Annotated in this window: 22 protein-coding genes and 1 other RNA gene; 4 read left to right on the top strand and 19 right to left on the bottom strand. The window is 58.7% G+C overall.

Annotated features, from left to right (window positions below):
- Positions 1-230: 230 nt before the first annotated feature.
- The 7 genes from ACZ6ZO_RS07130 to ACZ6ZO_RS07100 all read right to left on the bottom strand — a co-directional run bounded on the left by ACZ6ZO_RS07130 (position 231) and on the right by ACZ6ZO_RS07100 (position 8,802).
- Positions 231-986: an iron ABC transporter ATP-binding protein gene (locus ACZ6ZO_RS07130; protein ID WP_465291584.1), complete on the bottom strand. Its 756-nt coding sequence runs from the start codon at positions 984-986 to the stop codon at positions 231-233.
- Positions 983-2,041 (bottom strand): iron chelate uptake ABC transporter family permease subunit, encoded by a 1,059-nt coding sequence (locus tag ACZ6ZO_RS07125; protein ID WP_465291589.1) that lies wholly within the window; start codon positions 2,039-2,041, stop codon positions 983-985. Before ACZ6ZO_RS07125 ends, ACZ6ZO_RS07130 begins: the two co-directional genes overlap by 4 nt.
- Before the next feature lie 37 nt (positions 2,042-2,078).
- On the bottom strand, positions 2,079-3,080 hold the full coding sequence (locus ACZ6ZO_RS07120) for an ABC transporter permease (protein WP_407926270.1): 1,002 nt from the start codon (positions 3,078-3,080) through the stop codon (positions 2,079-2,081).
- Between the two features lie 51 nt (positions 3,081-3,131).
- Positions 3,132-4,115 (bottom strand): siderophore ABC transporter substrate-binding protein, encoded by a 984-nt coding sequence (locus ACZ6ZO_RS07115; protein WP_465291581.1) that lies wholly within the window; start codon positions 4,113-4,115, stop codon positions 3,132-3,134.
- A gap of 418 nt (positions 4,116-4,533) precedes the next feature.
- Entirely contained in the window at positions 4,534-8,184 is a 3,651-nt protein-coding gene (locus ACZ6ZO_RS07110) for a phosphoribosylformylglycinamidine synthase (RefSeq protein WP_465291579.1), read from the bottom strand.
- A 184-nt stretch (positions 8,185-8,368) separates the two neighbouring features.
- Complete coding sequence (locus tag ACZ6ZO_RS07105; protein WP_465291577.1) at positions 8,369-8,599, bottom strand: type II toxin-antitoxin system PemK/MazF family toxin; 231 nt, start codon at positions 8,597-8,599, stop codon at positions 8,369-8,371.
- An 80-nt stretch (positions 8,600-8,679) separates the two neighbouring features.
- Entirely contained in the window at positions 8,680-8,802 is a 123-nt protein-coding gene (locus ACZ6ZO_RS07100) for an antitoxin MazE-like protein (RefSeq protein WP_465291575.1), read from the bottom strand.
- A 143-nt stretch (positions 8,803-8,945) separates the two neighbouring features.
- Here ACZ6ZO_RS07100 and relB point away from each other — a divergent pair, with 143 nt between their 5' ends.
- Positions 8,946-9,194, top strand: a complete 249-nt coding sequence (gene relB, locus ACZ6ZO_RS07095) for a type II toxin-antitoxin system RelB family antitoxin (protein ID WP_465291573.1) — start codon at positions 8,946-8,948, stop codon at positions 9,192-9,194.
- Positions 9,191-9,466, top strand: a complete 276-nt coding sequence (locus ACZ6ZO_RS07090) for a type II toxin-antitoxin system RelE family toxin (protein WP_465291571.1) — start codon at positions 9,191-9,193, stop codon at positions 9,464-9,466. Before relB ends, ACZ6ZO_RS07090 begins: the two co-directional genes overlap by 4 nt.
- Positions 9,467-9,510: 44 nt before the next feature.
- On the opposite strand, the gene ssrA is transcribed toward ACZ6ZO_RS07090, so the two are convergent.
- The 7 genes from ssrA to ACZ6ZO_RS07055 form a co-directional block, all read right to left on the bottom strand.
- Positions 9,511-9,889: a transfer-messenger RNA gene (gene ssrA, locus ACZ6ZO_RS07085) on the bottom strand.
- A gap of 44 nt (positions 9,890-9,933) precedes the next feature.
- Entirely contained in the window at positions 9,934-10,419 is a 486-nt protein-coding gene (locus tag ACZ6ZO_RS07080; RefSeq protein WP_208768883.1) for a hypothetical protein, read from the bottom strand.
- 11 nt (positions 10,420-10,430) lie between these two features.
- A complete protein-coding gene (smpB, locus tag ACZ6ZO_RS07075; RefSeq protein WP_208768882.1) occupies positions 10,431-10,919 on the bottom strand; it encodes an SsrA-binding protein SmpB in 489 nt (162 codons plus the stop codon).
- A gap of 46 nt (positions 10,920-10,965) precedes the next feature.
- Positions 10,966-11,868 (bottom strand): permease-like cell division protein FtsX, encoded by a 903-nt coding sequence (ftsX, locus tag ACZ6ZO_RS07070; protein ID WP_465291568.1) that lies wholly within the window; start codon positions 11,866-11,868, stop codon positions 10,966-10,968.
- 1 nt (position 11,869) lies between these two features.
- On the bottom strand, positions 11,870-12,559 hold the full coding sequence (gene ftsE / locus ACZ6ZO_RS07065; RefSeq protein ID WP_182386702.1) for a cell division ATP-binding protein FtsE: 690 nt from the start codon (positions 12,557-12,559) through the stop codon (positions 11,870-11,872).
- 91 nt (positions 12,560-12,650) lie between these two features.
- Positions 12,651-13,751, bottom strand: a complete 1,101-nt coding sequence (gene prfB / locus ACZ6ZO_RS07060) for a peptide chain release factor 2 (RefSeq protein WP_182386703.1) — start codon at positions 13,749-13,751, stop codon at positions 12,651-12,653.
- A gap of 11 nt (positions 13,752-13,762) precedes the next feature.
- Entirely contained in the window at positions 13,763-14,266 is a 504-nt protein-coding gene (locus ACZ6ZO_RS07055; protein ID WP_465291565.1) for a hypothetical protein, read from the bottom strand.
- Positions 14,267-14,333: 67 nt separating this feature from the next.
- Here ACZ6ZO_RS07055 and ACZ6ZO_RS07050 point away from each other — a divergent pair, with 67 nt between their 5' ends.
- Positions 14,334-15,164: an inositol monophosphatase family protein gene (locus ACZ6ZO_RS07050; protein WP_465291563.1), complete on the top strand. Its 831-nt coding sequence runs from the start codon at positions 14,334-14,336 to the stop codon at positions 15,162-15,164.
- A gap of 9 nt (positions 15,165-15,173) precedes the next feature.
- Positions 15,174-15,950: a histidinol-phosphatase gene (hisN, locus tag ACZ6ZO_RS07045; protein WP_465291561.1), complete on the top strand. Its 777-nt coding sequence runs from the start codon at positions 15,174-15,176 to the stop codon at positions 15,948-15,950.
- A gap of 12 nt (positions 15,951-15,962) precedes the next feature.
- On the opposite strand, the gene ACZ6ZO_RS07040 is transcribed toward hisN, so the two are convergent.
- The 5 genes from ACZ6ZO_RS07040 to ACZ6ZO_RS07020 form a co-directional block, all read right to left on the bottom strand.
- Positions 15,963-16,805: a S1 family peptidase gene (locus ACZ6ZO_RS07040; RefSeq protein WP_465291559.1), complete on the bottom strand. Its 843-nt coding sequence runs from the start codon at positions 16,803-16,805 to the stop codon at positions 15,963-15,965.
- 323 nt (positions 16,806-17,128) lie between these two features.
- On the bottom strand, positions 17,129-17,485 hold the full coding sequence (locus tag ACZ6ZO_RS07035) for a biotin/lipoyl-containing protein (protein WP_182386706.1): 357 nt from the start codon (positions 17,483-17,485) through the stop codon (positions 17,129-17,131).
- 19 nt (positions 17,486-17,504) lie between these two features.
- Positions 17,505-17,765, bottom strand: a complete 261-nt coding sequence (locus tag ACZ6ZO_RS07030; RefSeq protein ID WP_465291557.1) for a hypothetical protein — start codon at positions 17,763-17,765, stop codon at positions 17,505-17,507.
- Between the two features lie 12 nt (positions 17,766-17,777).
- Positions 17,778-19,337, bottom strand: coding sequence for an acyl-CoA carboxylase subunit beta (locus ACZ6ZO_RS07025; protein WP_465291554.1), 1,560 nt, complete (start codon positions 19,335-19,337; stop codon positions 17,778-17,780).
- Between the two features lie 10 nt (positions 19,338-19,347).
- A complete protein-coding gene (locus tag ACZ6ZO_RS07020; protein ID WP_465291552.1) occupies positions 19,348-20,844 on the bottom strand; it encodes a methylmalonyl-CoA carboxytransferase subunit 5S in 1,497 nt (498 codons plus the stop codon).
- Between the last annotated feature and the right edge of the window lie 281 nt (positions 20,845-21,125).

Below are 21,125 nucleotides of genomic sequence, written 5' to 3'. Positions count from 1 at the left end.
AGACCACTCCTGGCCTGCCGGCACCAACACACAACCAAAAAACAAAAAATAAAAGTACTTGGCACACTATTGAGTTCTCAAACAACACACGCACACTGCGATCACCTCGCAACGGCTGGAGTTCTAAGTTAACCACCCGTTTACCCGGATGTCAACTTCGTTCAGCCAGACCCTGTCTCGCTGACCCGGATTAATTTACGCACAACCACGCCACAACACAAATCCGCAGGTCAGTGATAACAAGCGAGGGGTCCGTCGGGCCCATCGATGACACGCACCGGCGTATTGAAGATGTCGGTAAGGAGATCATCTTTCATGATGTCCTCCGGTGTTCCGAACTGAACTACTTGTCCGTGCTTCGCAGCGCAGATGTAGTCGGCGTATTTCGCGGCGAAGTTGATGTCGTGCAGTACCACCACTACGGTGCGGCCGAATTGCTCGGCTGCGTTCTTCAGGTGTTTCATCATCTGAACACTGTGGGCCATATCGAGGTTGTTCAATGGTTCGTCGAGAAGCACGTAGCTTGTTTCTTGCGCGAGCACCATGGCGACATAGGCACGCTGCCGCTGCCCACCGGACAGCTGGTCCAGGTAGCGTCCCTCGAGCTCGGTAAGGCCTAAGAAGTCAATGTAGCGGGAGATGATTTGTTCGTCCTCCCGGGTAAGGCGCCCGCTGGAATGTGGGAACCGACCAAATCCGACTAGTTGACGCACAGTCAGGCGAGTAATGAAGTGGTTCTCCTGACGGAGGATGGACACCACGCGTGCCAGGTCTTTGGACTTGGTGGTAGACACGTCCATCTGTGCGATGCGGATGATGCCCTCGTCGAGGTCGAGAAGGCGTCCGATCATGGTGAGCATCGTGGATTTGCCGGCGCCGTTAGGCCCGATGAGTGCTGTTACTCCCCCGGCGGGAATCTCAAGACTGACCGGCCCGATCTGCACCGAGGAAGAATAATTCTTTTTGACGTCAACGAGTTCAATCACAGCTTTCCCTTTCTGAGCAGAACAAACAGGAACACCGAACCTCCGACAAGTTCGATGATGATGGAGACCACGCCTTGAGCGTAGAAGATATGGTTCATCACAAAGTAAGCACTGGTGAGAACGAGGAATCCGCAGGTGGCAGCCATCGGTAAAACTGCGCGATGATCGTAGGTATCAGCGAGCTGGTACGCGAGGGTTGCTACGAGAAACCCAAGGAACGTCATCGGCCCGACCAAGGCGGTGGACACAGCCATGAGCACAGAGACCATGGTGAGGAAGTAGATCGAGCACCGACGGTGGTGAATACCCAGATTGTTTGCCAGGTCCGCTCCCAATGACACCACATTCAGGACCTTGGCCCGTGCGATAATCGCTATCGATGCCGCCGCTACCAAGATAATCGCCAGTCCCAAGTATTCTGTCTTCGCGTTGGTGACGGAACCAAACATTCGGGCGGTGAGCACGTCGAATTCGCTCGGGGTGAGCAACCGACGCATGAACGTGGACAACGACCCCAATCCGCCGCCAATGATGATACCGACCAGCAGCATGACCTGGATATTCGCGAACCGCCCGGTGAGCAACCAGCCGTACAGCACCAGACTCAGGGTGATCATCAACCCAACTTGGGTGACGAACTGCCAGGTTCCAGAGAAAGCCGCGAGCCCAGCCGCTCCCAGGAAAAACACCACGGAGGTTTGAATCACCATGTAGAGCGCTTCAAACCCCATGATCGACGGAGTAACAATCCGGTTATTCGTTACCGTCTGGAAGGTGACCGTGGCGATGGCCTGTGCAATGGCCACCACCGCCATCACGATCACCGCGGTGGCGCGTCGCTGAGCGATCAGCCAAAACCCCGGGGAACCCACCGGCATGGGGTTATTCCACGCCAGCAGCCCGAAGGTAAACAGGGCGCAAAGCGCGAGCATCACACCAAGAATGATCCAGTATCGGGCTCGAAGCTGCGGCGTCGCGAAGGCGCCAGCGCTACGTCCGCCCGGGAAACCGAGGTAGCTTTGCTCGGCAACGGGTCGCTCGACAGCGACGTCGATCGGCGGGGTGCGTCGAACTTTGAAACGAAGCGGAAGATTAGCCACGGCGCTGCTGCCTCACGATCAAGACGATGAACACGGTGGCACCGAGCACGCCGAGTACCAGCGACACCGGCACTTCGAAAGGTGCGATGATGGTGCGGCCGAGGATATCGCACAGCGTAACGACGCCAATCCCCAGCAAACACACCCACGGAAGGTTGCTACGGAGGTCATCGCCACGGAACATGGACACCACGTTCGGCACGATCAACCCCAAAAACGGCAGGTTGCCCACCACCACGGTGACCACGCCCGTCGCCACCGCGACGAGGCCGGTGCCGAGCAGAATGATTTTGTTGTAGTCCAATCCCACGTTGGTGGCGATGTCCTGACCGAGTCCAGCCACGGTCAGCCGGTCAGCGAATAAGAACACCGCCACCACTACGAGCGCGACGATCCACAACACTTCATACTGGCCACGCAGCACCGCGGTGAAGGAGCCCGCAAACCACGTGCCCAGTGTCTGCAGCTTGTCAGTTTCGAGAGCGATGAACGTAGACACGGAACTGACCACGGCGCCGAGCATTATACCCACGATCGGCACGATGAGAGAGGATCGAAGCGTCACGCGGCGCAAAAACAGGAAAAACACCATCGTGCCCACGAAAGCGAAAACGATCGCGATGATCATGCGTAGCATAAGCCCTGCTTGTGGGAAGAAAATTAGAGCAAAGAGCAACCCCAGCCCCGCCCATTCTGTGGTCCCGGTGGTGGTGGGTTCCACGAAGCGATTCTGGGTGAGCAACTGCATGACCAGGCCACACATCGCCATGGCGGCGCCGGCTAGCACCAGCGCCAGGGTGCGTGGGATACGGGTGATCGCGAAGATCTCCTTGCCGTGTTCATTGCCAAGGACATCATATGCCCCGACAAACAGGGAAACCACGAGCAAGACCGCAATTGCTGCGAGCCCCACCAGGAGGCGCCAATCAAAAAGTGTGCTTCGCGTGGTGTGGGTTCGTAGTGCCGTCATAGGGTTCCTTCCGGTGACCGACATGCCAAGAGGCCACGCCGAGTCTTTACGGGGCGTGGCCTGGGATTTTAGGCATTAACCTTTGAATGCCTTTGCGAGTGCTTCAAAGATTTCAATGTGGGTGTGGATACCATCATTGGTGTAGGTGTCCGCTGGCAGGAAAATTACTTTGCCCTGCTTGACAGCTTCGACGTTTTGCAGCACCTGATTTTCCTTCAGCAAGGTTTCGGCTGGGCGGAAGCCTTCCTTCTTTCGGGCGCTGGTGCCAGCGTCGCGGTCCAGGATGACAATCCAGTCAGGGTTGGACTGCGCGATTGCTTCGACGGAAACCTCGTCACCCTTATGGTTGTTGGAAGTGTTCTCCAGCTTGAGCGCCGGGGTCCAGCCAAACAGGTCGAACATTGGCCCCACAGTGCGCCCCTTGGTTGGGGCGATGTAGCCAAAGTTGCCACCAGAGACGTTCAGCGCCATGACGGTGTCGCCGGTTTTGTAGGAATCCTTGACCGCCTTGACGGCGTCATCGAGTTCCTTGTTCAGGGCTTCTGCTTCCTTTTCCTTGCCAAAGATCTTGCCCAGCGCTGTGGTCTCGCGCTTCAGCTCGTCGTCGATTGGCTTGCCTTCCCGAACATCGAAGTTCAGGTAGGTCGCCTCAGGAGCCAGCTTCTTGATTTCATCCTCGTGGGATAAGAATCGCTGCCCTCCCAGAATCAGGTCAGGCTGTGCAGCCACCAGGTTTTCCAGGTTTGGCTCGCGGTGCATGCCCAGATCCAGGATCTTCTCGTTGGAGCCGTAGGAAATACCATCCGGAATGATCGGCTTCGGAGCAGCCTTCAGCTCCACACCCCACTTATCCAGCGTTTCGAAGTTCCGGTTCACCACGGACACTGGGGCCGTCGGAGGAGAAGGGACCTCATGAGTGCCGTAGTTGTCCTCAATGCTGACAGTCTTTGCAGACTGGTCAGTTTGGGCCTGTTCAGTGGTTGAAGCACCGCCACATGCGGTCAGTGCGAAAGCAGCAGCCGTAACGACGGCCACAGTACGGAATCGGGATGAGAACAAGATGACAGTTCCTTCGAGTTGCGGACAATAATACGTAAGCCTTACCTAAGTGAGGTTAGGTTAGCATAATTACCCGGCATTTACGCAAGACGGGTGTGACCTAATTGCATTTGGAGGGGTGGCGCTTGCTTGATAGCGATTTGTCTTGCGTTTCGAATCCCTACGCCTACCCAAAGCAAAATCCCAGGTCAAAATCGCGAAAGGCGTAGTTTTTGGCCGCACAGCACCAAATCCCTATCAGCCCACATTCACATCCCCGGGAAGTAAAACTCGGATCTCGGCATAAAATCATCCAAATAGCACTTGTTAAGCTCAAAACCTCCCGAGATCCGGGTTCTACTTCCCGGGTTTTAGCTAAAACAGAGTTCCACCCATTAAAAAAAGGGGGCGCACCAGGCGCCCCCTTCACTGGGAAAGGTTACTTGCGGAAGAACTCCGCGGCGGACTCGAACAGCTTCATATCGTATTCGCCTGGCACGTTCTTGTAGGTGGAGGCGGAGATGCGCTCCGAGTGCCCCATCTTGCCCAGGACGCGGCCGTCCTCGGACATAATGCCTTCCAGCGCGAACAGGGCACCGTTCGGGTTGGATGCAATGTCCATGGCAGGGTTGCCTGCTGCATCAACGTATTGGGTGACTGCGGCGGCCTTGAGGCGCTGCCACTGGGATTCACCTGCGGTGATACGGCCTTCACCGTGGGAGATCGGCACGGTGAAGACGTCCCCGACGTTCACCTTGGACAGCCACGGCGAGTCATTGTTGACTACCCGGACGCGGGAGATCCGGGACTGGTGGCGACCGATGTGGTTGAACGTCAGGGTTGGAGTATCAGTGCCCGGCTCCGAGATCGCGCCGAAGGGCACAAGTCCCAACTTAATGAGGGCCTGGAAGCCATTGCAGATGCCGAGGATCAGGCCACCACGGTCGTCGAGAAGCCCCTGCACCCCTGCGGTGAGCGCGGGGTTACGCAGGAAGGATGTCATGAATTTTGCGGAGCCGTCTGGCTCATCGCCACCAGAGAAGCCGCCTGGAAGGAACAACATCTGGGACTGCTCCAGGGCGGTTGCCATGCGTTCGACCGACTCGGCGATGTCTTCCGGGGTGCGGTTGCGCACGACCAGGATTTCCGGTTCGATCCCGGCGCGCTGGAGGGCGCGGGCGGAGTCGTATTCGCAGTTGGTTCCTGGGAATACCGGGATCAGCGCCTTCGGGGTTGCGCCGCCGAAGGTTGGCTTCGATGCTGCAACCGTGGTGGCACCAGTGACGTCCACCGCACCGGACTGCTGCACCACGGTTGGATAGATCGGCTCGAGGGTGCCACGGTAGGCGGCCTCGGCTTCTTCGAAGGTCACTTCCTGTCCGCGGTAGGTGAAGCCTCCCTCGGTGGTGGAACCGAGCAGCGTACCGACGGTCGGTTCACCTGCCCACTCAAGGACAAAGGCACCATACTCATAACCGTACAGATCAGCATCGTTGTCAAAGGAGAAGCCCAAGCCCTCCCCGAGGCCCATCTTGAACACGGCCTCGGCAACACCGCCGAAACCTGGGGTGTAGGCAGACACGACCTTGCCGGAACGCAGCAGCTCGGTGACAACAGCGAAGTTCTCCAAGAGAGACGCCGGCGTCGGCAGACCAGCCAGTGCAACCTCGGTGCCGAGCTCAGGAGAAAGCAGCGTCACCTTGTGGCCTGCCTCCTTGAAGTGGTTCGGGACCATGTTGGTGGCGTCGTCGTGGCTCACGGCAACGGAGATCACCGTCGGCGGGACATGCAGCTCTTCGAAGGTGCCGGACATGGAGTCCTTGCCACCAATCGCCGCAACACCGAGGCCGAGCTGCGCCTTGATCGTGCCAAGCAGCGCAGCGGCCGGCTTGCCCCATGCCTGTGCCGAGGACATGCGCTCGAAGTATTCCTGGAAGGACAGGTACGTCTCATCAAAAGAAGAGCCGGTGGCAATGAGCTTGGCTACCGATTCCACTACCGCGAGGTATGCGCCGTGGTAGGGGCTGGCCTCCGTGATGTAAGGGTTGTAGCCCCAGGACATCACGGAGCAGTTGGTGGTTTCGCCCAGTACTGGCAGGGTGTTCGCCATTGCCTGGATTGGGGTGGCCTGGCGGGAACCACCGAACGGCATGAGGACGGTTCCCGCGCCGACGGTAGAGTCGAAGCGCTCGGAAAGGCCCTGCTTGGAGGCGACATTCAAGTCGGATACCATCCCCAGGAAGGACTCCTTGAAGTCATCCACGCGTGCCCATTCGCGAGCTGCGCCGCGCCAGTCGCCAGCCGGGGCGATCTCCACATCCACGTGCTTCTTCGCACCGTTAGTGTTCAGGAATTCGCGCGAAAGGTCCACGATGGTGGTGCCACGCCAGTGCATGCGCATCCGGCCAGAATCGGTTACCTCAGCCACGACGACGGCATTCAGGTTTTCCTCGTTGGCCAGCTCGATCAGCTTGTCGGCGTCCTTGGCTTCGACAACGATCGCCATGCGCTCCTGGGATTCGGACAGTGCCAGCTCAGTACCGTTCAGGCCTTCGTATTTCTTTGGCACGGCGTCCAGGTTGATCTCCACGGAGTCGGCGAGCTCGCCCACTGCCACGGACACGCCACCTGCGCCGAAGTCGTTGCAGCGTTTGATCAGGCGGGTAAAGTCGCCGTTTCGGAACAGGCGCTGCAGCTTGCGTTCCTCTGGCGCGTTACCCTTCTGCACCTCCGCGCCAGCGGTGGTGAGGGATTCGACGGTGTGCTTCTTGGAGGATCCGGTTGCGCCACCGATACCGTCGCGGCCGGTGGCACCGCCGACCATGACGACAAGGTCGCCCGCAGCAGGCACTTCACGACGCACCTGCCCCGCCGGCGCGCCTGCCACCACGGCACCCATCTCCAGGTGCTTGGCAACATAACCCGGGTGGTACACTTCGTCTACCAGGCCCGTGGCCAGGCCGATCTGGTTACCGTAAGAGGAGTTACCCGCGGCAGCAACGCGAGCGATGGTCTTTTGTGGCAGCTTGCCCGCGCGGGTCGTGGTCTCTAGCGGGTTACCGGAGCCAGAGATGCGCATCGCAGCGTAGACGTAGCCACGGCCGGAGAGTGGGTCGCGGATTGCACCACCGATGCAGGTAGCGGCGCCACCGAACGGCTCAATCTCGGTTGGGTGGTTGTGAGTTTCGTTCTTGAACAGCAGCAGCCATGGTTCTTCCTTGCCGTCCACAGTGATGGTGACGTGCACGGTGCAGGCGTTGATCTCGTCGGAGACGTCCATGGCATCCAGCTTGCCGGTGGCGCGCAGCACTTTTGCGGCGATGGTGCCCATGTCCATGAGGGTCACTGGCTTAGTGCGGCCAATAGAATCACGTGCTGCGAGGTAGTCCTGGTAAGCAGCCTCCGCAGCAGGCTCGTTGAACGTGATGGAGTCGAGGACCGTCTCGAAGGTAGTGTGACGGCAGTGATCTGACCAGTAAGTGTCGATCACCTTCAGCTCAGTGATGGTCGGGTCGCGGTCTTCGGAGGCAAAGTAGTCGCGGATCAGGATGGCGTCATCAGCGTCCATGGCAAGGCCGTGCTCAGACACGAAGGTGGGCAGTTGGGCGTCGGTAAGCTGCGTAAACCCGCTGAGCTTTTCGACGTCCGCCGGCGTCTCCACCGTCATCGTGAGGGTGTCCGGCTTGTCCAGGGAGGCCTCGCGGGACTCAACCGGGTTAATCAGGCCGGTGCGCATCGCCTCGGGGATGTCACCCTCGACAGCGTAGAGGACCGCGGTGCGCACGACCGGGCGCTGCTTTTCAAAAAGGAACTGGATGCACTGCGCGGCGGAATCGGCGCGCTGATCGAACTGGCCAGGCAGTGGCTCCACAGCGAGGATGTTGCCAGTGATGCCGGCTTCCTCGAGGGTGGCGTACGTGTTGTCTACCTGAGGCTCGGAAAGAACCAGCTTAACGGCGGTATCGAACTCCGCGTCGGTCGTGCCTTCGACGTCGTAACGGTTGAGCAGGCGCACCTTTACGCCATACTCCTTCGACAGGGCCGCAGCGTGCCCACCCTCGCGATTCTCGACGTACACCCGCTGAACCATCGTGCCTCCATTGTGATCGGCTTTAACTAGTCCCCACCAGCGTATTGGGTGGAGTTATCCGATACCAATTCTAGGGGGTTCTTCTCGCGGCGAGCGCCAGGCTATCGGGCGAGGCCGAGGAACACTGCGACGAGGCGTTCAATATCGACCATTTGATTCTTGCTCAGCATTCCCACTCGCTGCGTCACACAGTTGTGAGCTTATCGATCATGACATCACTATCTCGCTGCAAGCCGGAAAACTCGTTGGCCGCTATTCGATAACTCAGGAGGGGCGTTTCCAGCAATGTGGAACTCAGAGGCAGGACCGTCACTGAGTCAGTACCTGCAAATTCGTCATCTTGCACGATCGACGCCGGCCTCGATTTTGAGGCGTACACTCCTCCGGCGACGGTCCACAGCTCGCCACGTTTCACTCATCGCCCCAATCGACAGACACCGCTTCAATGAAGTCTTGATCGTCAGCGCGCCGATCCGTTTCCGCTACCAGCACCGATTACCGGTGCGCCTCCCTCACCAAAGCTTCTGAACGCATGTCTGGACCCCACATTTGCACAGGACAAAATCCCCGAGCACGCATTCGCGCCCGGTAGTTGGATACTCGCTGGCTCAGTGTCATAATCCAGACGTTACATGTAACGGTAAGTCCGTTAAAGACATTGCCCAGCTGTCAGGCCGAAACCAAAACGCCACGTCTGCCTACCAATTCCAACCCACCATGACCCAAAAACACTCTTGAAAGAGCAACTCATCCTGAATACAATGTATTCAGGATTTAGCAGCTGGGAGGCCGAGAAGATGGCAACGATGACGGTACGAATGAACGACAGCGACGCCGAGTTGGTCCGTAAGTTTGCAGCCTTTGAAGGGATGACCATTTCTGATTTTGCACGCACCGCAATTATGGAAAAGATCGAAGATGCCTACGATCTGCAAGAACTGCGAAGTGCCATTGCGGAAGATACCGGGGAACGGTTCAGCATCGACCAGATACTCGACGAACTTTCATGAGTCCACACCGGTTCCGGGTCAAGCTCACCGCCCATGCCCGCAAGCAGCTACACAAAATGGATCGCTTCGACGCGAAAATTCTTGCCACTTGGATCAAAAACAATCTGGAGGGTTGCGCCGATCCCCGAGCTTGGGGAAAGGCGTTGTCTGCCAACCGGTCCGGCAAATGGCGCTACCGTGTAGGCCCATATCGCATTCTCGCACTCATTCACGACGACGTTGTCACCATTGAGGCGTTTTCCATCGGCCACCGGAAATCGATTTACAACTAGAACCACGAAGCCCCCAACCTGTTTTACCAGGTCAGGGGCTTAATCAGTGGAGCCGCCGGGAATCGAACCCGGGTCCTTCGTCACCTCGCCAGGGCTTCTCCGTGCGCAGTTTGCACGGGATCTCTACTCGGCCCTCCGGATCAGGCAAACATGTCCAGATGATGAGCCCAGTTGTCGGTTGGTGTCCCCTACCGCCCCGTCAACACAGCGGTAAGGCAAGTTCCTCTAAGTCGATGCCGGGGTCCAGATCAGGAACCTATCTGGTCCGACAGACACGCAAGTCGCTGATTAGGCAGCGAGGGCGTAGTCGCGCTGAGTGTTCTCTGCGCTTATAATTTGCCGCGACGCTTAACGGTGGTCTCCAGCCTGCACCGGCACGCTTCCCCTGGCTCAATTAACGAAGTCGAAACCAAAATCGACCCCATTTCCTTACCGGCAGGAAACGTGATTCTCCGGCAAGGATTTACCTACTCTACCCGGTCGGAGTTGGTGCTAGCAAGTCCCTTTTTAGGGGTCCGGAACTTATCGTAGATACAGGTCCCGATCCATCCCAGGAAGCCAAGCAACCCGAGCCCAGCGAAGATCACGCTAAGGTATTCACTGAGCTTAAGCGCTTTCCCTTTTTCCATGAATGAGAAAATGAACCAGACTGTGGTTGATTCTGGTGTATCTCCGGTATCAGGCATGATGAGCAATGCGAAAACCGTAGCGCATGTCGCAATGAACCACAGCGTTTGCAGCAAAGAGTGCCTTGGGCTTCTTACCTCAGGGAGCAGGAAACTCAGCAGCAGCAAAATCAGATACCAGGCCGCCACCAAGACAGAACCAAAGATAAAGAAAAGCGCAAGGAACCAACCGGTATTTCCTCCCGCGGCCCGACCTAGAACCACCACGATCGGGACCAGGAAAATTGCGGCCCCATTCAAGATGAAAAACAGTTTTCTTGTTCCCACTGCAACTCCCGCTAACCTGAGATTCCCTTCACTCGCCTGCCAAGCTGGCGAGTGATTTCCCGTTCTTCGGTGCGCCGTTTGATGTCCTCACGCTTGTCGTAATCTTGTTTACCTTGCGCGAGGCCCAATTCGACTTTGAGCTTTCCCTCTTTGAAGTACAGGGACAGCGGCACGATGGTTTTGTTTCCGTCACGCACCTTACCCATGAGTCCGTCGATTTCACGGCGGTGCATGAGCAGCTTCCGCGTGCGTTTCGGCGAGTGGTTGGTCCAGTGGCCTCGGGAATATTCTGGGATATGGAGACCGCGGAGCCATATCTCCCCATCATCGATGGTGGCGAAGGCGTCGACAAGCGATGCTTTGCCTTCGCGCAGCGACTTCACCTCAGTGCCAACGAGCACGATGCCCGCTTCGAAGGTCTCGAGGATCTTGTAATCGTGGCGCGCCTTCCGGTTCGTCGCGATCACCGGATTGCTGACAGCCTTCTTCTTTGTAGCCATAACGCATAAGAGCCTACCGGCAAGCGGTAGGCTCAAGGAAATTCTTTTACTTCCTCACATACATTCGCAACGTCAGTTGTGCAGTGATCACGGCGAACAGCAAACCAATCACGGCTACGACGGGCGCGACCAACCAGATATCGTTCGTGGTCACGGGCGCGATCAACTGGGCGTCGTAAATGCTAGCGAGCGCCTTGTCCAGCACAAACCGCTTGCCGAGCAGCAATCCTGCCACCGACGCGCACGCGCCAATGAAGGTGGCCATGACGGCTTCCAGGACGAATGGGGCCTGGGTGAACCAGCGGGACGCACCGACCATGCGCATAATTGTCATTTCTTCCCGACGGCTGAACGCCGCGATCTGCACCATGTTGGCAATCAGGAAGATCGCAGCCACCGCCTGGATTGCGGCCACCAGGAACGTCGCATTGCGGATCGCGTTGAGGTTATCCGTGGCACCGCGCAAGTCATCAATCTGGTCGAGTATCCCATCCACCTGCGGCAAGTTGCGTACCTGATCAATAGCCTGGTTTTCCAATGGGTCTTTCAAGCGCACGTGCAGCGCAGCTGGGAGCGCATCCGGAGAGGTCTCTTGCACCAGCAGCGGATCCGTGTCCTGGAAGAGCTTCACAAAGCGGTCATAGGATTCCTGCCGGTTTCGGAAGGTCACAGACTCAACGCCCTCATGGGTTTCCAGCTTCTGCTTCACTTCCTTACATTCAGGGGTGGAGCAGTCCTTGTCTCCCGCGGAGATCTTCTCATCAAATTGGACGATGACCTCCACCCGGTCCAGGTAAATGTCCTTGGTGCGCTCAGTCATCCCAGTGACCAGGAAACCCGTGGCCAGCAGCGCCAGGGAGATCGCCGTGGTGATGATCAGCGCGATGGTCATGGTCAGGTTGCGGCCGAGGCCTTGGAATGCCTCACGAAACACGATTCCGAGTCGCATATTAACGCCCCTCCCCGTACACGCCGTGTGCTTCGTCGCGCACCAGCTTGCCCATGTGCAGCTCGATCACGCGTCGGCGCATGTTGTTCACAGCCTGCGCGTTGTGCGTCGACATCACCACTGTGGTGCCGAGCTTATTAATGCGGTTGAGCAGCACCATAATGTCCTGGGAGGTATCCGGGTCCAGGTTTCCGGTGGGCTCGTCGGCGAGCAGCACCAGCGGCCGGTTTACGAAGGCGCGGGCGATGGCGACACGCTGCTGCTCGCCACCGGATAGTTCGTTTGGCATTCGGTTGGCCTTGGCATCCAGGCCGACCATTTCCAGGGTGTCCATCACCGACTTCTCGATCGTCCGCTTCGGTCGACCAATCACCTCGAGGGCAAACGCCACGTTCTGGTAGACGTTCTTCTTCGGCAACAGCCGGAAGTCCTGGAACACGTAGCCGATATGCTGGCGGAGTTTGTTCACCTGCCCGCCACGCAACTTGTTCACGTGGTAATCCGACACGTAGACATCACCTGACGTCGGCGTCTCTTCTTTCAGCATGAGCTGCAGGAACGTAGACTTACCAGATCCAGAGGGGCCGATAAGAAAGACGAACTCGCCCTTATCGATCTCCAAGGAAATGTTGTCCAGCGCCGGCCGCGTAGATGTCTTATAGGACTTTGTCACTCGGTCGAATTTAATCACACAGGTAACAGTAGTTGACTTTTTCCCCTTTGGAAACTCTTAGTTTTGCTTTTGCAGCTTAACGACGCCACACCTCTAGCGAAAACCGCGATTAAGCTTCAGCCTGTTCCATCCGCCAGCGGATCCCAGCCTCCAAGAAATCATCGATTTCACCATCGAGGACCTTGGACGGATCATTCACCTCGTACCCCATCCGCAGATCCTTGACCATCTGGTACGGGTGCAGGACGTAGGAACGCATCTGGTTACCCCAAGAGGCGTTACCGCCAGCGCCAAGCGCATCCAATTCCGCGCGCTCTTCCTGACGCTTACGCTCCAAAAGTTTTGCCTGGAGCACCCGCAGCGCGGAGGCCTTGTTCTGGATCTGAGACTTCTCGTTTTGGCAGGTCACCACGATCCCGGTTGGCAGGTGCGTAATACGCACCGCGGAGTCGGTGGTGTTCACGGACTGGCCACCAGGCCCGGAGGAACGGTACACATCGACGCGAATATCGGAATCTGGAATGTCAATATGGTCTGTCTGTTCCACCACCGGCAACACCTCAACCTCAGCGAAGGAGGTCTGGCGGCGCCCCTGATTGTCAAACGGAGAAATACGGACCAGGCGGTGCGCGCCCTGCTCGACGGAAAGGGTGCCATACATATACTCGCCGTGCACCACGAAAGTAGCGGACTTAATCCCGGCTTCTTCAGCGTATGAAATATCGTAAATGTCTACCTTGTGGTCATTCTTCTCCGCCCAACGCACATACATGCGCATAAGCATTTCTGCCCAGTCCGCGGCGTCAACGCCGCCTGCACCGGAGCGAATGTTGATCACAGCTTCACGGGAGTCATACTCGCCGGACAGCATGGTTTTTACTTCCAACGATTCTATTTCGGCCCGGACTTCGGCCAATTCGTCGTCGGCAAGCTCAGTGCCCTCCCCTTCTGCTTCGGTGAGCTCATACATCACCGGCAGATCCTCCAGACGCTGACGCAGCGACGTCACTTTCCGCAACGACGCCTGCGTGGCCGACAGCTGCGACGTCACCTGCTGCGCATAATCCGGATCATCCCACAAGGCAGGATCAGAGGCCTTTGCCTCCAGCTCACGCACCCGATCCGCCATCTCCTGCGGATCCATCACCTTTTCAATCGTGGTGAGCGTGGCATCGAGGCGAGCAAGTTCAGCAGAAATCTCCGGGCGCATAGCCACCCATATTACTGCAGGGCCTGCCGACGCAAGACAGCAGCCCGGATCCCTAAGACAACCGCCAACAGCAACGCCACTGTTGTCGCTCCGATGATGAACAAGAAAACACCAACCCCCGATTGCCCTGTCTCATCCCACGAATACAACCACATGGTGTCTGCCCAGATAAAACCACAAAACGTGGCCCAAAACGCCAGCAGAACGCCGGAATGAAAATGCTTCACGTAGCAGGCAAGCAGCAAGAACACTGCCACGCTCAGAACCGGCGGCACGATGAATACCGCGTTTCTTCCCACCAAAGCAACAGGTGGAAGGGTTCCCACCGCTACAGTAGCTGCCCCTGCGAGCAGTCCCAGGATGGCAACCGCAGCTGACCCCAACGGCTTCGGACGTGGCGTCAGCGTCGAGTCCAGGGCACGCAGCACCACGAAGGCAAGCACAACGACCAGCGTCGAGGGCCGCCCAGAGAAGCCGATAAACCGCAACGCTGGCCAGGCATTACTAATAGCCATGATGAAGAACCTCCCATTACCGTTCCAATTGAGATTACCGAGCAACACAATTGGCACAATAGGAACCATGACTTCGATTACCCCTGACATGCTCGACGCCCTGATTAAAACCTTCGTGATCGCCCACGACCAAGATTCCGACGAACACCTCGCCCAGGCGCTCGTGTTCAACGCAGGTCGGCTGGCCTGGCGCATGCGCGAGGCCGGTGTTTCCACCGAACAGAAAACTAATGTGTCGGACGTGGTGACCGAGGCAGACAAAGCGGCAGAACGGTTCGTATCTGGGGTGCTCGAAGCATTGCGCCCTGAGGACGGGATCCTTGGTGAGGAAGGCGCCAACAAACCAGGTAACTCGGGTCGCACCTGGGTCATCGACCCCGTGGATGGCACCTACAATTTTGTCTCCGGCTCGGATTATTGGTGCTCCGCGCTCGCCCTCGTGACCGGCAATCCAGACGATCCGACGGAGATCCACTTCGGCGCGGTGCACCGCCCCGCGATGGGATACACCTGGTTCGGCGGGCTCAATATTGCGACGACGCGCGACGGGAAGGGCGTCGAAAAGCTGCAGGATGCCCCACTGTCCCAACAGGGCTTGGGCACCTACCTGCACCCGACCTACTTGACGCAGGAGCCGGTGCGCCAGGCGTGGCAGGCAGTGGCGTCGCAGATGGCGAGCCTTAGGATGCTGGGTGCCGGCTCCGTCGATCTTGGCGGGGTCGCCGACGGAACTCTGGGGCTGTGGCTGCAGCACTCAGTGGCGTCGTGGGATTGGTTGCCGGGCCGCGCGCTCGTCGAAGGTGCCGGCGGTAAAGCAGTGAAAGTTGAGGCCGGCGGGGTCACCTGGTGTGTGGCGGGGAACACCCAAGCTGTCGATGAAGCCCTCGCTCTGTTCTAAGCTAGTTGCATGTATGCAGAAGACTTAGCCCTTGCGCTTGAGCTCGCCGAGATCGCCGATACGATCACCCTGGAGCGCTTCGAAGCCGCCGACCTCAACGTCTCCGCTAAACCCGACCTGACCCCTGTGTCCGACGCTGACCTTGCTGTCGAGGAGGCCATCCGGGAGCGGCTCGCTGCCGACCGCCCGGCCGACGCCATCCTGGGTGAGGAATTCGGTGGCGAGGCTACCTTCGAAGGCCGCCAATGGATCATCGACCCCATCGACGGCACCAAAAACTTCGTCCGCGGCGTCCCCGTGTGGGCCACGCTCATCGCCTTGCTTGTCGACGGCCAACCCGTCGTCGGGGTCATCTCTGCACCGGCCCTCGCCCGCCGCTGGTGGGCAGGGAAAGGCTCCGGGGCCTGGCGCGCCTTCAACGGCGGATCACCCAAGAAACTCAGTGTCTCCGGCGTCTCTAACATCTCTGACGCATCGGTGTCTTTCTCCAGCTTGGACGGTTGGCGCGACCGTTCCCTGCTGGACGGCTTCCAGCGCCTTTCCGACGACACCTGGCGCCTCCGCGGTTTCGGCGACTTCTTCTCCTACTGCCTGGTCGCAGAAGGCGCGGTAGACATCGCGGCCGAACCAGAGGTATCCCTGTGGGACCTGGCTCCCCTGGCGATCCTGGTCACCGAGGCCGGGGGCCGATTCACCTCACTGGCTGGTCACGGCGGCCCACACGGGGGCGATGCCATCGCCACCAACGGGCTACTTCACGACGCCGCCCGCGCCTACCTCAGCTAGACAGTTAGGCTATTAAGCAAGCCGGAAGCCGGCCCCGGTTCCGCCCTGCGCATCCAAGAAACCCAGGATGTGGTCGATCGGGGTGGAAATCGTCGGCATGTGCAGTGGCCCCTGCCACGGCGTGTTGCAGGAGGACATCGGCACCACCGGGTTACCTCCCGACACCACACCGATCAGCCGATCTCCGGCAAACATTGGTGCGCCGGAATCGCCTTGCATGGCGCATACCTGCGAGTTGTAGGTGTCCCAGGCAACCCCGCAGGTGTAGCCCGTCGCGACACCCTTCTTGCACAACTGCTGCCCCGGGGCAGCCTGGCCGCCGACAGCATTCAGCGTTACGCCGTTGTAGCCCCGGGATACCTCCGTGTCAGGGGCAAACTGAACAATCGCAACGTCAAACTCTGGGATTACCTGCACGATGTGGCCGCGGACACCAGCGTTAGGCGCGTCAGCCGAATACACCGGGGCGCCGACACTACCGCAGTGACCTGCAGTAATTCCGACCTTGTTGCCGTGTTGGTCAAAACCCGCTACCGCCAAGGTGCACATCTTATCCGTACCGATGAACAGTGGCGTGGACGGGCCGAACACCGCCACCTGGCCCCCTTGTGCTTCCGGAGCAATGTCCGGGGCGTTAAACCAGCTGCCAGGCACGCGGTGCAACACTGGGCCCAGGTGCTGCGCCATCACCTGCGCCTGGACATCATTGCGCCATTGGTAATTCGCACCGTTGACCAAACCGTCAAAGGTGGCAGGCGCCGCGTCATACGCAGCCGCTGGCTGTGCCCCTACCACCATCGCAATAGCAGCAATTGCAGATCCCACGAGGGCACGGACAGGACGCTTCAACGACATTTCTCACGAACTTTCGTAACAGGGTACTTGGAACTTCTGACACTACAAGAAGTTGAACTATTCCCCGCAATATTGGCACGCCTTCCTGTGAAAAACTCGCAGACACCCCCAAATGGGAAAGGATGTTCAAAATGGCATCACGAGTGGTCGAATATCTGATAGCGATTCGTAGGGGGCGGACCAATCCCTACGCTTTCGCTCTTGGCTGACCTGGCGTTTTAAAACGCGAAGGCGTAGTTTTTTGTATCCCCCAACGAATCGCTATCAAGCCCCACAACACAAAAATCCAGCCACGAGTGGTAGCGGGATTTCGGAGTGGAGTTTTACTCGATTTCGAGCAGCGCCTGGCCGCCCTGGACTGGGTCTCCTGGGGCAACATGAAGGTGGGTTACCGTGCCGGCGTTCGGCGCAGTAATTTCAGTTTCCATCTTCATAGCTTCCAGGATTAGCAGTGCCTGGCCTTCTTCAATCTGGTCTCCTTCAGCGACGAGCACCTTGAATACGGAACCAGCGAGCGGAGCAACCACTGCGTTAAGCGAAGCGCCAGAGACCTTTGCGTTGGATGGTTCCAGGTTCTTTGGCGAGCCACCGAACACGATGGAGCCAAGTTGGCGCTGTTCTTCCTCTACCTCAACATCGACGCTGTAGGCGATACCGTTGACGGTCACTTTGAGTTTCATGGTTTTCCTTTAACACCTATCAGAACTTCGAATGGCGGGATTGGACTGCTTGGCGGCCCTGCGCGGCCCACGTGCGGTGACGCGAGAATTTCACTGCTTTCACGCGACCGCGGTTGCCGAGGTAGGCGGAGACTGCTGCGCTGATAGCCATCAGAACGTCCTCCGGGATTTCAGCATCGGAGCGTCGCTTCAACTCGGCGAGTTCCGACTCCACAGATTCCAAGCGGCTGGCCAGCGAGGCAACCAGGTCCTGGAGCTCCTTGTTGGATAGTTCAGACATAACGCATCATCCTTAGGCGGGGCCGAGGCCGTGCTTCTTGGCTGGGCGGAAGACACGCTTGTTAGCGAGGACTTCCAGGGCCATGGCAATTTCGGAGCGGGTGTTGGCTGGGTCGATGATGTCGTCGACAAGCCCGCGCGAGGCGGCCATGAACGGCGTGGAGAACGTGTCCTTGTACAGCTGGACCAGTTCAGCGCGCTTGGTTTCTGGGTCCTCGGCGTTCTCGATCTCCTTGCGGAACACCACGTTCACAGCACCATCAGCACCCATGACGGCGATCTCGGCGGTCGGCCAAGCAAAGACCCGGTCAGCCCCGAGATCCTTGGAGCACATCGCCAGGTGCGCGCCACCGTACGACTTACGCAGCACGACGGTGATCTTTGGCACCGTTGCCGAGGAGTAGGCGTAGAGCATCTTCGCACCGTGACGGATGATACCGCCGTGCTCCTGAGCGACGCCCGGCATGAAGCCCGGCACGTCCACCAGGGTGACCAGCGGAATATTGAAGGCGTTGCAGAAGCGGATGAAACTCGAAGCCTTGTCGGAGGAGTCGATGTCCAGCACACCGGACATGATGTTCGGCTGGTTTGCGACGATCCCCACGGTACGGCCCACCACGCGACCGAAACCGACCACGATGTTCTGTGCGAAGCCTGCCTGGGATTCAAGGAAGTCGCCGCGGTCTACGATGCGGGTGATCACTTCGCGGACGTCGTAGCCCTTCTTGCCCTCAACGGGAACGATGTCACGCATAGACTCGTCGGGCTCCACGATGTAATCCGGGTCCACCACAGGTGGTTCCTCGGTGTTGTTCTGTGGCAGGAAGCTCAGGAGCTTCTGCGCGATCAGAACGGCCTGCTCATCGTCATCCGCGACGAAGTGGATGTTGCCGGCCTTGGACATGTGTGCGTCCGGGCCACCGAGCTGTTCCGAGGTCACGACTTCGCCGGTCACGGACTTGATCACGCCAGGGCCGGTGATGAACATGTTGGCTTTGCGTGTCTGGATGATGAAGTCTGTCAGCGCTGGTGAGTAGGCAGCACCGCCAGCACACGGGCCTGCGATGATGGACACCTGTGGCACCAGGCCAGAAAGCAACACGTTCTGGTAGAACACCTTGCCGTATCCGGAGAGCGAGTCGATGCCTTCCTGGACGCGAGCGCCACCGGAGTCGTTGATGAAGATGAACGGAGTACCGGTGGTTGCGGATGCTTCCATCATGGCGGCGACCTTGTTGGACTGGGTCTCGCCAGCGGAGCCACCCATCACGGTGAAGTCTTGCGAAGCGACATGGACAGGACGACCAAAGACAGCACCCACGCCCGTAACGACGCCGTCGGCTGGGGCCTCAGCCTTGTCCATACCGAACTCGGTGGTGCGGTGCTTGGCAAACATCCCGGTTTCGCGGAAGGTGTCGTCGTCGATAAGCAGCTCGATGCGTTCGCGGGCGGTGAGCTTGCCGCGCTCGTGTTGCTTTTCCAGCTTCGCCTCGCCACCGCCGAGGGCAACCTTGGCGCGCGCTTCCTCGAGCTTCTCGAGGCGTTCTTGCATAGAAGGTTCGTGAATCGTCATGTTTTGTCCTTTAGGCTGGCTCGACCTTGACGGTCTGGCTGCGGCCACCGACGGTGACCTTGTACTGGATTGGCTCGCGGATAGCGTTAGCTGCGCCGGAGGCTTGGGCCTTTTCCTTCTCAAGCTGCTCGGCGGTCTTGCCCACGTTCTTCGGGCCGTCTGGGCGGGCCTTGAAGAAGCCCGGCGCCACACCTGGGAACAGTGCGTTGGTGAGAACGTCCTCGTCGGTGCCGTCGAAGCCCTCCAGGGCCTGGGCTTCCCCAATCAGCTTGTCCCACTCTGGTTCCAGCAGATCGGCCGGGCGGACGGAGATAGGCTCCTTCTTCGTCTGTTCAGCGGCCTGCTTGATCAGCTCTGGGTCGCGCTCGCCGATGCACTCGCCGTAGTAGCCGAGCATCAGGTCCGCGAATTCCGCGGTCATAACCTTGTAGCGTCCCATCAGCACGTTGAACACCGCCTGGGTACCAACGATCTGGGAGGACGGGGTCACCAGTGGCGGGTAACCGGCGTCCTTACGGACGCGTGGCACTTCCTGCATCACTTCATCGATACGATCGCCAGCGCCCTGCGCGCGCAGCTGGGATTCCATATTCGAGAGCATGCCGCCTGGGATCTGGGACAGGAAGATGTTCGTGTCCACCAGGGTCTTGGATTCAAACTCCTTGTACTTCGGGCGAACTGCCTTGAAGTGATCGCGGATCTTGATCAGCTTGTCCATGTCCAGGTCGGTGTCGTACTCGGTGCCTTCAAGCATTTCCACCAGGGCCTCGGTGGGGTTGTGGCCCGGGCCGAGGGACATGGAGGAAATTGCGGTGTCGACAACGTCAGCGCCGGCCTCGATGGCCTTCATCAGCGTCACCAGGGTCACGCCAGTGGTGGAGTGGCAGTGGACGTTCACCTGAGTATCTTCGCCGTAGGTTTCCTTGATGCCCTTGACGATGTCATACGCAGGCTGTGGCTTGAGCAGCGCAGCCATATCCTTCAGAGCGATGGAGGACGCGCCCATGTCCAGGAGGCGACCGGCCTGCTCAATGTACCCTTCCACCGTGTGCAGCGGGGAGACGGTGTAGCAGATTGTACCCTGGGCATGCTTGCCGACGCGGGTGACCGCGTTCATGGCTCGCTCCAGGTTGCGTGGGTCATTGAGGGCGTCGAACACTCGGAACACGTCCATGCCGTTTTCGGCGGACTTCTCTACGAATTTGTCCACCACCATGTCTTCGTAGTGGCGGTAGCCGAGGAGGTTCTGGCCACGCAGCAGCATCTGCAGGCGGGAGTTGGGCATCAGTTTGCGGAAGGTGCGCAGGCGCTCCCAGGGGTCTTCGTTCAGGAAGCGGATGCAGGAGTCGAAGGTCGCGCCGCCCCAGCACTCGACGGACCAGAAACCAGCTTGATCAATTTCTTCGCAGATTCCGACCATGTCTTCCATGGCCATGCGGGTGGCCATGAGGCTTTGGTGAGCATCGCGGAGGGCAACTTCAGTAACACCAATTTTTCGTGGGCTCATGCACTCAAGGTTAGGTCAGCTTGGAGTTTCGCGCACTGGCTGTAAGTCAGTTGCGCAACCCAACGTTGGCTTTTCGGACAGCCTCATCTCACTTGAGCTGCGGTTTTGCTAACAATTTCACATGGCGGGCGTCACAGTGAAATTGCCCATACTTGCACGAATTTCTTTGTTTGATGTCTGCTTATGTTGTTTTTCGTGCTTGGTTTACTAACCACCGCGGGTCAGCTTGAGTAATACCGGGCCCCGCGCACCCGTGGAACCACTACAGCCCGAGTTGTGAG

Source organism: Corynebacterium sp. NPDC104732 (genome assembly GCF_055583565.1).
Note: the sequence above shows the minus strand (reverse complement) of the source record. Positions and strands in the feature narration are given on the sequence as shown.